The 15,659-nt window shown below is 40.7% G+C and carries 2 protein-coding genes; one reads left to right on the forward strand and one right to left on the reverse strand.

Features of this window, described 5'->3' with window-relative positions:
• Nucleotides 1-127: 127 nt before the first annotated feature.
• Nucleotides 128-1,375, forward strand: a complete 1,248-nt coding sequence (locus LMB56_RS03035) for an ISL3 family transposase (protein ID WP_229283443.1) — start codon at nucleotides 128-130, stop codon at nucleotides 1,373-1,375.
• A 161-nt stretch (nucleotides 1,376-1,536) separates the two neighbouring features.
• On the opposite strand, the gene LMB56_RS03040 is transcribed toward LMB56_RS03035, so the two are convergent.
• Nucleotides 1,537-15,480, reverse strand: coding sequence for a mucin-binding protein (locus tag LMB56_RS03040; RefSeq protein ID WP_229283442.1), 13,944 nt, complete (start codon nucleotides 15,478-15,480; stop codon nucleotides 1,537-1,539).
• Between the last annotated feature and the right edge of the window lie 179 nt (nucleotides 15,481-15,659).

A 15,659-nucleotide genomic window follows, 5' to 3' on the forward strand; every position in this document is an offset into this window, starting at 1 on the left:
ATGGGTATACACTTTCTGGTATGGATGGAGATTCCATGCCAGATTTTTTTGTATAAAAAAGAGGCATTTGCTGTCCCCTCGTTATACAATCAATTCACCACAAAAATCATGAAAGAAGGTTAAACAAATGTCCCATAATGATTCTATCCTAAATATTCTTGGAATTAAAGATAAAAATATTAAAATTATTTCTGTTGAAGAAGCTGAACACAACAATGATTCTGTTAAAGAGTATATAACGCTAATAACAGCTACTCTTTCTTATCCGATTAATCGTTGTCGCAACTGTGGCTTTCCCACTGTTAATAAGGATGGCTTTCGCAAAACTCATGTACGACTGGCTAGTTTAAACGGGAGAAGATATGAATTAGAGCTTCGTAAACAACGCTATAAATGTAAATCATGTCATACTACGTTTGGTGCTATTACTAATTTAACCAAAGAAAATCAAACCCTATCCAGTGATCTCAAAAATCAAATCATGCTTTTGGCTCGTAAAGGACTATCCGGTCAGCTAATTGCTGAAATGTGTCACTGCTCTCCTAGTAGTGTTCGTCGAACAATTTTAGAGCGCATGGAACCACACTATCGTGTGGCTAAGTTGCCTAAGCATTTATGTTTTGACGAGTTTCGTTCAACTAAGTCTGTGATGTCCTTTATCTGTTGTGATGCTGAAACCCACCAAATTGTCACAAAGTTACAGGATCGTCTATCACCTACAATTATTGATTATTTTGAAAGTCGTTATTCAAAAGCCGAACGCGAATACGTTCAATCAGTTGTAATTGATTTAAATGCTCAATATCAAAGCTTTATCTATCGCCTTTTCCCTAATGCCAACATTATTATTGATCGCTTCCATCTTGTGCAATTAGCTGGTCGCGCTTTGGACAATTGTCGTATTTCTATCCTAAAACAACTCGATAAACAGAGCCGAGAATATAAAATTATGAAGTCACATTGGAAGCTATTCCATAAAAAAGCTGAAGATCTTCACCCTGAAGAAGTAGTTTTTCTTCGCGGCGTTAAGCAATATATGACTCGCCAAAATGCTGTGGATCTCATTACTAGTAAATTTTCTAAGTTCGCTGAAGTATACCAAACTTACCAAGATATCACGAAAGCCCTCAACGAGCGCAATAGTGAATTACTAGAGTCAACCATCTTAGACTACCAAAAAACCAATACAGAAATGGATACCGCTATCCAAACCCTTCGTCAAAACAGAAAATATGTCTTAAATAGTGCTAAGTTTGAATACTCTAATGGTCCTTTAGAAGGCATCAATCGCAAAATCAAAACTCTAAAACGAACTTGTTATGGTTTTGCCAATCAAAAATTTTTCTTTTTAAGAATCGATTGTATTTTTTCGTAAAAAAATACCCCCTACATTTTCGTAGGAAGTATTTTTAGTCAACCATACCAGTTGACAGATATCCTCTTTTATTAATGCAGCAAGTTGCTTGCGCCTCACATAATTGTTAAGTCATAGCAATTAACTCAACTTGTTGCATTATTACTGTCTGAACATAATTTTTAGTCTTCTTTGCGACGTTTCTTTCCTAATCCAACAAGACCAGTTAAACCAAGCGCAGCAAGTCCTAGGATTTCAGCACTATTAGCATCCTCATTACCAGTTTGTGGCAACTTCTTAGCTTCCGCCTTAGTAGTTGTAGCTGGTTGCTGAGCATTAATTTGCTTAGCAACAGTTGGTTGTGGAGCTGCAGGCTTTACAGAACCATTATTAGCTGGGCTTTCTGGTGTTTGTGGTGTTGGTGTTACTTCATCATTGCCTTCTTGACCGCCATTATCAACCGGAGTTTCTGGAGTTACTGGGGTTTCATTGCTTGGCGTATTATCTCCAGGAGTTGTTGGGGTAGTTGGCGTTTCTGGAGTAACAGGTGTGTTTCCACGATCGTATACAACTGGTGTATCAGTACCAGGATCAACTGGCGTTACAGTCTCACGTTCTGGAGTGTATCCCGGAATAGTTGGTACTGGTTCGTTTGGTACGACCTTAGTTGGATCTGTTGGGTCTGTTGGGTAAACCGGTTGGTCAGCACCTGGAATTGGTGTGCCATTCTTATCAACAGGGATAATGTGACCATTTGGTGCATAAGTAACAGTTTCGACAACATCCTTGTCCGGATCCGCTTGTGGAGCATTAACAACTGCCTTATCTGCATGGAAACCATCAATAACTGGTGTATTTGCACCCGTGTAACTACCATCAGTTGTCCATGGCGTCGTGCTAATTACCTTTCCAGTGACACTATCTACTGTAACTTCACGATGCCATTGAATTGTCTCAACACGATCAGCAGGAGTCTTATCTCCGGCACCAACGTAATGAACAGTAAAGGTTGTTGTCTTTTGAGTGGTGTAACTCTCTTCTCCGCTATCATGTGGATTTTCTGGAGTAACAATTGTTTCAGTATGTTTCAAATGAACAACGAAACTGTTTTCACCATTCGTAAAGGTTTCATTACCATCTTTAAAGTTATTAGATACTAATTCATAACCTTGACCTTCAAGCTCACTAATCTTATCTGCGGTAGTGTAAGTGATCTTATCGCCAACCTTACCACTAAAGTTATCAGTAGAGATTGTTTGACCGGTTGTATCGTCAACATATGTTACCTTACCTTGAACTGTAACTGGGGTAACCGGAGTATCAGGTGTGTAAACTACCGGTGTATCCTCTCCAGGATTAGTTGGTGTTACAGTTGGTACTTCTGGAGTGAATCCAGGAATACTTGGAACTGGTTCATCTGGTGTAACCTTGGCTGGATCGCTTGGATCAGTTGGGTATTGTGGAGTTGGGGCATCTGGAATTGGGTTTCCTGATGGATCAACTGGCACAATCTTACCGTTTGGCGTGTAGGTAACAACAACTGTGTAATCACTGTCGCCATGGTTAACTGTAACCTTAGCAACATTGTTACCATCGCCATCACGACTAACACTTGTTACATGGTAGCCATCAATTACCGGGGTATTTTGACCGCTTAAGTCGCCATTTCCATTCCAAGTAATTGGTGTTACCCATTTACCAGTAACGTTATCGATAACTCCAGTACCAGTAAAGTGTGCAGTTTGTTCAACTGAGTCATGAAGTTTATTACCGTTATTGTCAACGTAAGTGATTGTCCGTGTTACGTTCTTCGTTACTTGGTCAGAACCATCTGGGTATTGTGGACCAGTTGGATCATTAGGGTTAATTGGTTGACCTGGCTTACCTGGGTTTTCAGGTGTAATTGGTGTCGTTGTGTGTTCAACGTAAATTACAATGTTTTGATCGCCCTTCGTAATACCAGTTGGGATTGTTACATCTGGGTTAACAATCTTGTAACCCTTATTAGTAAGGGAAGTAAACGTACCAGTCTTGTCATAGCTGAATTCAGTACCGACGTTTTGACTACCACTCGTCTTACCGTATTCTGGTAAATCAGTATTATCAGTTATGTCATGAACAGTAATTGTGATTGAACCCTTGTCTTGCGTTGGTGTTGGCTTGGTGTAAGGTACCTTCGTGTCGCCAGTTGGTGTATCAGGCGTTACGTTTGGTACATTAGTTGTCCAGCCAGGAACAGTTGGCGTAGGTTCATTTGGCGTTACCTTCGTAGGATCAGTTGGGTCATTGTGGTAACTAGGTGTTGGAGCATCTGGAATTGGGTTTCCTGATGGGTCAACTGGAATGATCTTACCAATCTTGTGGTAAACAATGGTAATTTCCTTATTAGCATCCCCTGGAGTTGCCGTTTGACCTTCATAAGTCTTTTGTTCAGCAACGTAGCCATCAATTACTGGGGCATTGGCATTAGCGTACTTATGACTATCAGCATTCCAAGTACCCGTTTCACCAGACTTAGTAAATACAAACGTGTCATTAGTATTGTCATCTAATAACTTAGCATTATTGTTATCACCATCAACATAGTGAACAATTTGCTTACCAACAACTGTTTGATCAGCTGGTGTAGGAGTTGGTGTTACTGGGTTCTTAGCGTAGTTAATGGTAATTACAATGTTGCCATTAGTATGGTTGATTGTCTTACCAGCAACTGTACCTGTACTACTGTTAATGTCACTCAAGTCTTCGTTTGAAGCAGAGATGTTAGTAATGTGGTAACCCTCAGTTTGAGGTCCTGCTACTTCATCAAAGGAACCTTCATCAGCGTTGCCATCCTTAACTGTCCAAGTCATACCATTAGCATTGCCAGTGATCTTGCCGTCCTTATCAACAGTTACCCATTGACCAGTAACCTTATCAAGTACTCCATTAGCTACAAAAGTAAGACTCTTTTCAACTGATGGAATATTGAGGCCGTCACCAACGTAATTAATCGTCCGGGTAATGGTCTTAGTTAATTGTTCTGGCTGAGTACCATCTGGATACTTAGGACCATCTGGGTTATCTGGATTAATTGGTGTATTAGGTGTCTTTGGACCTGGTTGATCTGGATTTACCGGAACAGTATCGTGAACAAGGTCAACTTCGTAAGTAACTGTACCATTCGTGTAAGTTACCGTCCCTGTTGGATAACCATCATGTTCAAGTTTGTAACCTTGGTTAGTGTACTTAGCAATCGTATCCTTCGTGCTGTAATTTACATTTGAACCTTCATTACCAGTTGAAGTTGCCGTTTCAAGGGTCTTGCCCGTTGTCTTATCAACATAGTTAACAATTACGGTACCCTTTTGAACTGGCGTAGGTGTTACTGGCTTCTTAGCTAATGTAATTACTACTGAGCTATTTTGACTAGTTGGCGTAATCGTTTCACCAGCTACAACCCCATTATTCATATTAACATTAGCAGTGGTGTTGTTTTCACTCACTTTAACAATGTTGTATTGAGTTGTATCAATAGCTTTAGTTGCATCAAAGTCATGGTTTTCAGCGTTCCAAGTAATATGACCCGCACCAGTAATCTTACCATTTTCAACTGTTACTAATTGACCAGTTACAAGGTCGACCACACCGTTACCAGTAAAGGTAAATGTTTGATGAACCGGTGCCTCTGCTTGACTACCATCTTCGTAAACGTATGTTACATCACGCGTTACAGTGTTAGTCAATGTTTGTGGAACAAAGTTAGCCGGGATCTTGTGTGGATGTTCTGGATCATTTGGATTTGGAACTTCTTGCCCTGGCTTTCCTGGGTTTTCAGGAGTAATTGGCGTAGTTGCGTGAACAAGGTGAACTTCAAAGACGTTGCCATCCTTTGCGAAGGTTTCGTTACCATCATTAAAGTTGTTTGATACTAGGTCATAACCCTTGTTTGTGTAGTAAGCAATTCGATCAGCCGTCGTGTAGTTGATCTTGTCACCAACATTACCGCCAAAGGTTGCATTTTCAAGTTTTTGACCAGTAGTGTCATCGATGTAAGTAATTGAACCATTAGTGGTTACTGGAACTTCTGGGTTCTTAGTCAAAGTAATAACAATCGTACTATTTTGACTAGTTGGCGTTACTGTTTCACCAGCAACTGCCGTACCATCAACCTTAGCAGTAGTTCCATTTTCGCTAACGTTTGATACATAGTAACCGTCATGGTTAATTGCAGCTACATTAGCAAAGTCTTGTGAGTCATGGTTCCAAGTGATCTTACCACGTTGGTTAAGAATGTTACCATCTTTATCAACCGTGACAAGGTTACCAGTTACTAAGTCAATTGTTCCTTCACCAGTAAAGTTTACGGTTTGAACAACATCAGCATGTGCCTTTGTTCCGTCAGCGTATTGGTACTGAACAGTCCGTGTAATCGTCTTTTCAAGATCAGTCTTAGATAAGTTTGGATTACTTGGTGTTGGCGTTTGTGGATGTTGTGGATCAACAGGATCAGTTGGGTTAGCAGGATTTTCTGGCGTTACAGGACGCGTACCATGCTTAACATTAATTACTACCCGTTGATTGCCATCAGTGTATTCAGTTGGAATCGTTGGCAATTCACCATCAAGGACATAACCCTTGCTTTCAAGAGCTGGCAAGTCCTTAGCATTTGGATTGTAGTTAAAGGCTGTTCCTTGGTCTTCCTTTGTTTGAGGTTGACCATAACCTGGAATATCAACGTTATCTGTTGTGTCATGGTAGATAACTTCAATCGTCCCCTGCTTTACAGGTGTTGGCGGAGTTGCCTTCTTAGCCAATGTAATTACTATTGAGCTGTTTTGACTAGTTGGCGTAATTGTTTCACTTGCAACCACACCATTAGCACGATCAACGTTCGCAGTAGTATTTGTCTTACTGATACCAACAATTTGGTAATTAGTAGTATCAATTGACTTAGTGGCATCGAAGTTATGATCGTCAGTATCCCAACTTGTCTTTTCAGCACCAGTTACGCGGTCAGTTACTGTCTGACCATTGAAAGTAAAGCTTTGGTTAACCGGCGTATCTGCTTGACTACCATCTTCGTAAACGTATGTTACATCACGCGTTACGGTCTTAGTAACGTCCTTAGTAGTCGTATCGTGAGTTAAGTGAACTTCAAACTTGTTTTCACCATTCGTAAATGATTCATTACCATCCTTGAAGTTATTGGATACTAGCTTGTAACCGCGGCCTTCGTAATTAGCAATTCGGTCAGCCGTAGTGTAATTAATCTTTTGACCAACACTACCACCAAACGTTGCTTTTTCAAGTTGGCTACCAGTTGTGTCATCAATGTAAGTAATTGAACCATTAGCATCTACTGGAACTTCTGGTGTCTTAGCGTAAACAACTTTAATCGTTGAGCTTGCAGTATTGTGATTTACAGTTTGTGCAGTAACCGCACCATTGGCATCAACAGTAAATCCTGAAATACCATTGCCGCTCACAGAAATTACGTGGTAACCATCAGCAGTCTTCGCAGCAATTGCATCAAAGGTAGCGTCTGTATCTGGCGTCCAAGTCAATCCATCAGCAAGACCAGTAATCTTACCATTTTCAACATTTACCCACTTACCAGTTACATTATCTAAGTAACCAGAACCTTGGAACTTAGCTTCTTGGTGTTCAGGAGTTAATCCTGGCATTGCATTACCTTGTTCGTCAACATAAGTTACATCACGTGTAATTGTACGATCAAGGTATTCCTTAGTGTAACCATCCTTGTCATCTGGATGATCTGGGTTTACCGGAGTTACACCATGAACTAAGTTGATTACCCACTTTTGACTGATGCCATTCTTATCATCAGTGTTGTCGTAGTTACCAAAGTTAATTCCAGCGTAGTTAGTAGCGTTTAAGTTAGCACCGTTGTATGATGCACCATCCCAAACGTAACCCTTGTTCAATAAGTTTTGAACAAATTCTTGAGCACTGCCAAAGCTAATTGCATCGCCTTCAAGACCTGGTTGAGTGTAACTACCTAAGTCTTGTTCTTGACCAGGAGTTACATCGCGAATGATCAATTGAGCGTTTTGTTGCGTCTTAGGAGTTGGAACATCATCCTTAGCGTAAACAACATTAACTGTGTAATCAGAACCAGTGTGAGCAATCGTAGTTGAAGCTACATCATTGCCATTTGCATCCCGATCAACACTTACAACGTGGTAGCCCGGAATCTTAGGTGTAGTTACTCCATTAAATGTTTGATCTGCTGACCAAGTTAATGGAGTAGTCCATTGACCAGTTACCTTGTCAAGGACACCCTTTGCCGTGAAGTGTACTGGTTGTTGAACATCATTTGGTGTGTATTCACCAGCACCTTCATAATGAACAGTCCGCGTAATGTCCTTAGTAAGGTCAGTTTCGCTAGTACCATTTGGATACTTAGGTTGTTCATTTTGTGGACGTGGGTCGTTAGGGTTGATTGGTTGATCTGGAGTGCCTGGATTTTCTGGAGTTACTGGAACAGTATCGTGTACCAAGTGAACTTCAAAGTTGTTCTTAGAAGCATCCTTATTAAAGACTTCTTTACCATCAGTGAAGTTGTTAGATACTAACTTGTAACCCATGTTGATGTAACTGTTGATCTTATCTTGAGTAGTGTAATCAATATTAGCATCAACATTACCGGTAAGCGAATCAGTCTTCAAAGTGCTTCCTGTAGTGTCGTCAATGTAAGTTACCTTACCAGTTGTGGTATCTGGAGTTGGTGCGGCATCCTTAGCATACTTAACTGTTACAGTGTAGTCTGCACCAGTGTGGCTAATCTTAGCACTATCAACATTTTGGTTGTCGGTTGTATCCCGATCAACGCTTACAACATGGTAACCCGGAATCTTAGGTGTAGTTACGCCATTGAACGTTTGATCTGCTGACCAATCCAATGGTTTTGTCCATTCACCAGTTACCTTATCAAGTTCACCACGCGCTGTGAAGTGTACAGGTTGTTGAACATCATTTGGTGTGTATTGATCTGCACCTTCGTAATGAACAGTCCGTGTAATAGTCTTATCAATTGAAGCCTTGTCCGTTCCTGATGGGTACTTAGGACCATCTGGGTCGCTAGGATTAATTGGCTTATCTGGCGTACCTGGGTTATCTGGAGTTACTGGAACTGTACCATGCTTGACGTGGATAGTTACAGTAGTTGTTCCCTTAACAATTGATGAAGGAATATTGCCGTCAGTTGATACATAAACGTAACCCTTGTTTTCAAGGTTAGTTAAATCAGTACTTGGGTTGTAAGTTACTTGAGTACCAACATCTTGAGTACCAGTATCAGTACCTACACCAGTCAAGTCCTTGTTATCAGTATCATCATGGAACTTAACGATTAAGTTACCTTGTTCAGCTACAATTGGGTTGTATTGAACTACAACATTGATGTTGTCGCTCGCATGAGTAATGCCAGTGTAACTCTTAACGTTTCCGTTGCCGTCATTAGCACCGTCAGTTACAACTTGGGAAGTGTAACCATCGATGTGCTTAGTCGGAACTAAGTTAAAGCTACCTTCATCCTTAGTACCATCAGTAATCGTCCAAGTAATACCCTTAGCTTGGTCTGCTAATTCATTACCATTAGCATCAGTCCACTTACCAGTTACCTTGTCTAAGTAACCTGTCCCTTGGAAGTGAAGCGTATCAGTTACTGGACTTGGTGTTTGATCACCAGCACCTTCGTAAGTAACAGTCCGTGTTACATCCTTAGTTAAGCTGGTTTGATCAGTGCCAGATGGGTACTTAGGGCCATCTGGATTATCAGGGTTAATTGGTTGGTCTGGTGTACCTGGGGTTGTTGGCGTTACTGGTTGAATGCCATGCTTAAATGTTACGTAGAAAGTTTGAGTATTGCCCTTCACATTGTCAAAGCTTGGCTTAGTACCATTTGCATCAAAGCCATTTGATACTAATACATAACCTTGTTTTTCATATTCAGCAATCTTGTCGGCAGTACTGTAGTTAATTGCATCTCCCGCTTGACCAGTTAATTGATCACTTTGTCCTAAATCAACAGGATGAGCTGGGTCATTTACGTCTTGGTAAACAACTAATGCATTTTGTTGTTCAGGAGTTGGAGCATCCTTCGTGTAAACAACATTTACTACTTGGTTAACACCGCGTTCTGGAGTAGCAAATTTTACAGTCTTAGTCCCTGGAGTGTAACCTGCTACTGCTGGTGAATCAACATCAGTAAAGGCACTCTTATCAGCAGACCAAGTACCATCATTTACAATTGCACCAGTTACTTGATCAACAGTGTTAGTCCGCGTCCAGTTAATAGTTTGAGTTGCACTATCGTCTGGAGCCTTGGTACCGTCTGCCATGATGTAGTGAACATGAGCAGTCGTAGTGGCGGTTTCAGTCTTGTTACCAGTTGCGTGTTTCAAGTAAATCTTGAAGCTTTGGTTAGATTGAGAATCGTTATCAAAGCTTGGGTAAGTGAAGCCATTTTGAGCATCTCCACTCATACCTTGACCTTCAGATTTTTCAAATGTGTAACCATGGTTCAAGTAGTTTTGTAGTTGCGTATTTGAACCATCAAAACTAATTTGCTTACCTGATTCGCCACCAGCGGAGTAAGTAGCTAATACTCGTTGGTTTTGTGGATCATTATCATCAATGATTTGTAAGTCCGCAGCTTGAGCAGAACGGTTGTAAACAACAGTTACGCGTTGATTTACATTACGTTCTGGAGCGTTAAACTGAACATTTTCAAGACTTGGCGTGTAACCATCTTTAGAAAGGTCTGGAGATGTTACATCAGTAAATGCGTTCTTGTCCGCTTGCCAAGTACCTTCCTTTACAGTAGCACCAGTTACCTTATCAATGGTATTGGTGCGAGTGTAAGTAACAGTTTGAAGATCACTATCTTTAGGAGCTTGTACCCCATTATCCGCAACAACATAGTGAACTTGAGCAGTTGCTGTAGCAGTTTCAGTCTTGTCTTCAGTATCGTGAATCAAGTAAATCTTGAAGTCTTGAGCAGTGTTACCGTAAGTTGGATAAGTGTAACCACTTTGAGCATCCCCACTAAGGTTACCAGCAGTCTTTTGAACCTTGTAACCTTGACTCAAGTAGCTTTGAAGGATTTCATTTGAGTTAGCGAAGTTAATTTGATCTTCACTCTTACCTTCATTACTAAATGAAGCTAATTGCTTAGGTGAGTTAGCGTTATTGTTATCAATGATTTCAAGGGTTGCCTTTTGAGTAACTTCAGGTGTCTTGTTCTTAGTGTAAGTGACAGTGACATCGTTAACCTTTTGACCTGGGTAAACAGTTACGCCCCCAACAGTTGAAATATCAACCTTGTCATAACCTACTTCACTAGGTGTCTTAGAAGCTACAGAATCCATGTTTTGGGTTGTTGGCGTCCAAGCACGATCCTTATCAGTAGTAGTTACATTAGTAGTGCCATCAGTACTGTAGCCTAAGATTTGACCAGTTACCTTATCGATTACGGCATTACGTTCAAAGGAAACAGTTTGAGTGTAAGTGCTCTTACCGTCTGGAGCCCCATTTACTGGCGTAGTAGTGCCATCTTCATTTACACCAACATAGTTAATATGACGAGTTACTTCAGTAGTTAAAGCTTCCTTAGTCAAACCATCTGGGTAAACAGCTGGGTTATTCCGTGGATCATTAGGATTAATGTTGCCACCAGGGTTATGTGGAGTCTTTGGCGTAATCACTTCAGTTTGGTGACCGTAGTAAACATTAACCACTGTATCCTTAGTATTTGCATCAACAGTTACTTGATCAGCCTGTGCTAAATCAGGAGTAGTGTAACCTGCATTTGAAAGATCTGGTGAAGTTACTTGAGCCCAGTCACCAGTGTTCCAACCATCAGCAGTAGCAGCCTTAGTAAAGGTCTTACCGTCAGCACTAACAGTTCCATAACCCATGTCTTGACCAGTTGATGATACAACGTGCGTCCGTGATAATGTCACGTTTTGAGTTGTTGGATTACCAGCAATCAAGTTAGCTGGAATCTTTTCACCAGTTACCCGGTCATAGTAGTTAATCGTCCGCGTTACAGTCTTAGTCTCAGTAGTACCAGTGTAAGTTGGTGCATCTGGAGTCTTAGGATTATAAGTAACGACAGTTGTTGGGTTTTGATTTGGATCTGGAGTCGGTGCTGGAACATTAGTCTTGTCTGGAGTGTATCCATCAAGGTTTGGTGTAGGCACATCGGTGTAGTTATCTGGAGTAGTCCAGTTACCAGTTGGCGTAGTTACCCCTGTGACCTTATCCTTAGTTCCTGGCCGAGTCCACGTAATTGTTTGCGTGTTATCGGATGGTGGGTTAGTCTTACCATCTGAAACAACATAATGAACAGTTGAGGTAGTAGTCTTCTTGTCCGTTACGTTTTCAGTATCGTGAACTAAGTACAACTTAAAGTGTTGGTCACTAGCACTGTTGTTATCAAAGTTGCTGAAATTAATTTGATCATATGAAGTTGGGTTAGAAGTTTGGTTTTGATCATTTACAAAACTGTCAATCTTGTAACCCTTAGCAATTAAGTCCGCAACGTAATTTGCAGAACCACTAAATGAAATTTGGGTACCAGTCTTACCACTATTATCGAAGCTGTTAAGTTGCTTGTTGTTATCAGTCTTGTCGTAAATAACTAAGTCAGCCTTTTGCGCAACTTCTGAGTTTGGATTGTAGACAACAGTTACTACTTGATCACGATTTGGTTGTGGAGTAGTAAAGTTAGCAACCGCTTGATCTGGAGTGTAGTTCGTAAGCGTAGGCGAAGTTACACTAGTAAAGCCGTTCTTGTCTGGAGTCCAAGTTCCTTCAGTAGTTGCACCAGTAACTTTGTCAGTAGTGTTAGTACGAGTCCAATTGATTGTTTGAACTGGACTATCAGCTGGGGCAGCTGGCTTATTAGCTTCATTACCAGCAACAACATAGTGAACGTGAGCATTAGTTGTTGCACTTTCAGTCTTAGTATCAGTTCCGTGAACTAAGTAAATGTTAAAGCTTTGAACATTGCCATCAACACTATCAAAGTTTCCAAAGGTAATGTTTGAGGCAGTACCAATTGAATTACCATTGGCATCAGTTGCACTATCAAATACGTAGCCTGAATTTAAGTAAGCTTGAAGGGTTTGTGGTTCACCGTCAAAGCTGATTGCACTACCCTTTGTACCATTGTTATTTTCAAAAGCAGATAATTGCTTATTGTTTTCAGTCTTATCGTAAATAGTAACCTTAGCTTTTTGTGGAGTATCAGGAGTCTTAGCATCTGGAGTATAAACAATCGTTACATCAATATCACCAGAAGTTGGATTTACCGTAACGGCATTCGCACTACCATCAGCGTTAGCATTTACGTTACCAGTAATGTGGTAGCCAGCTACTTGTTGACCAGCAACTTGCGCTAAAGTACCAGTTGATGGAGTCCAAACAGTATCACCAGTCTTGCCAGTTACCAAGTCCTTAGTAGCAGTTCCAGTAAAGGTTACTTTTTGGTCTGCTTGAGGAGTCAAGTGGCTTTCTGGCGTAGTGCCATCAGTAAAGATGTAGTGGAAACGACGGGTTACATCTTGGTTAGTTGTAACTTGTTGCGTTTGGTGACCGTAGTAAACGTTGTAAACAAGATCTTGAGTAGTTGGAGTTACTTCATGAGCTGCTACAACATTTGCACTAGTTCCATCTTGGAATTCAGGAGCAGTGTAGTTGAATGCTGAAAGGTCCGCAGACTTCTTAGCAGCAAATTCATCAGTAGTCAAGCCTTCAGCAGTGTGCCAATCTTGAGTTCTAAATGATTTACCATCGCTGCCAACAGTACCGTAACCGACAACCTTACCATTTTGATCCAATACTTGCGTCCGCGTGAAAGTTACGGAATCAGTAATTGGGTTTTGGGCAATTAAGCTTGAAGGAATCCGTGCACCAGTTACCTTGTCGTAGTAGTTAATAGTACGTTGGATAGTCTTAGATTCTTCAACACCTTGGTGGTAAGTAGTAGTTTGAGCTGGGTTCTTAAAGTGAACAACGAATGCTTGGTTCGTGTTGTCATCATTGTCATAAACTGGGAAGCCAACACTAGTGAAACTACCACTAGCTGCACCATTAGTTACACCATTACCAGTTGTACCGTTATAAATGTAACCTTGTCTAAGCAAGTTAGCAACAGTAGTACTTGCATTGTTAAAGGTAATTTGTGAACCTGCATCTCCACTAGCATTTTGTTGTGCGCTCAAGCTTGCGCCAGTATCATCGTTAACAAAAGTAATGTTAGCGTTTTGCGTATTAACAACCGGAGTAGCAGCCTTGTAAAGGAAGATAATATCCCGATTACCTGGGCGAGTTCCGTTGTAGAAGGCACCTCCACCAGTATCACTATCACCAGCACCCATCACTGTTTGGCCTGGTGCAACATCAGCTTGACTTAATCCGGTATTCAAGTTACCTCTATTAGAACCGGCATCAAAAGTATAAGTGTTCAAGTCAATGGTACCATCAGTTTTAGTTTGTAATCTGATAAAAGCACGGGTGTTTTGATAATTAGTAATTGAAGCTCTGATATTACCAATGCGGCCATCCCCTAAGATTCCCTTAAGAGGTGTTGAAAGCAAGTCACCAACAGTAATCGGAACACCATTATTAGTAATTCGTGTACCGTCATTATCAGTTAATTGCTTATTTGAAATATCAGCAAAGTTGCTTGAATCATAAAGGCCATCTGCATTTCTATCAACTAATCGGTAAGTCTTGCCATCTTTAGTAATCGTTTTTAATTCATTACCAGTGGAATCATAACTTGAGCCATTGTAAGCTTCATCACTGATCTTATGGCTAAGAACATTACCAGTTTCAGCATCAACATACCAAATATTTTGCGTAACTTTATCTGGGATGTTGGAACCGGCACTGTTCCAAGTACTACCTGGAATAACACTATCAGTGATTGGCCGACCTTGGTCCCAAGTAACAGTGATTCGATGAGCGTCATCGGTCACAAAGGCACCGGTACCATTATCTACTGGAGAATTACTATTACCGGCTGTAATATCAATTCGACCAATCTTCAACTTACCAATTCCGGCAAAGTTTACCGAGTTTGTTTGGTTAAGAGACCAATTATAAGTTCCACCCTTATATGTTGAGTTGCTTGCCACGCCGGCAGTAGTAAAGGTCCCTTGCAAAGTTGGTCTATTTCTTACCACACTACCATTTGCATTAGTCTGAGTATCTCTGGTCATTTGATAAACAAGTTGGGCACTACCATTTCGAACATTGTAGAACCGAATATTGTTACCAATGTTGTTGCGATCAGTTGTAACGACAATCTTTTGACCAGTGCCTACTACTTCATAAGCTTGGAAGGCATATTGATCAGTTGGAATAGCAGCAAAATATTGTTGATATGCTGGGTTTTCAGTGAGATTGAAGTTTGGAGTGTAGGAATCTATATCTACAGGAGTAGCACTATTCGTTGCCACCAATGACGTTCCTAACAAGCGGGCCATATCGGTATCATTTAGCGCAAAACTACGTGGGCTAAATGTTTGCGTAGCTGTTGATGCGTCTTGCGTATCAGCAACAGTACTTTCTGGAGCTGCACTTGTTTCAACAGCAGTTTGTGATGCAGCAGATTGTTGACTGACAGCACTTGTGCTAGTTGGTTGCGCTACTGAGGCCGCTGAAGTTGCGACACTGTTTGCTGAATTTGCAACAGCAGCACTAGTTGAACTTACAGCTGCACTTTCAACAGTATTATTCTGTGCTGTTTGACTAGCTACTGCAGCACTAACGGCAGCTTCATATTCATTTGCAGCTGGGGTTTGTACATCTCCAGCCGGATTTTGTGAAGTTGCAGTTGCACCACTCGCTTGATTAGCAGCAGTTGCTTCTTTTAACGTTTGATTATTAGCAGAATTTAGAACTAAATTGTGGTCAGTTTGTTCTGAACCATCACCATTATTAGCATTTGTGTCTGCGCTAGCATCAGTTGTATCAGCTGATACACCATTTGCAAAAGAAATACCCAAAAGAACTGAGGCTACACCAACAGATAACTTCTTAATGGTGAACCGTTGTTTTTTAGGTTCATACTTCTTAAATTGTTCCTGATGATTATTCCGTGATAACATCAACTTTTCCCCCTTAATATTTTTTTATAGCGCCAGCAATAAATATAATAAATGACTGTAATAATTGTTTGCTTACTTTTTCTATATTACTTGTTTTGCTTTAAAACACAACTATTCTTTTGTCGATTTTCAAAAACCAAAAATCGCATTTTTCATTATCAGTTGATAGAGGCTTTATA

The organism is Limosilactobacillus reuteri, assembly GCF_020785355.1.
Classification (GTDB): Bacteria; Bacillota; Bacilli; order Lactobacillales; family Lactobacillaceae; genus Limosilactobacillus; species Limosilactobacillus reuteri_I.

Coding starts and splice junctions, on each gene's coding strand:
- LMB56_RS03035 (WP_229283443.1), top strand. CDS start 128: ATGTCCCATAATGATTCTATCCTAAATATTCTTGGAATTAAAGATAAA.
- LMB56_RS03040 (WP_229283442.1), bottom strand. CDS start 15,480: ATGTTATCACGGAATAATCATCAGGAACAATTTAAGAAGTATGAACCT.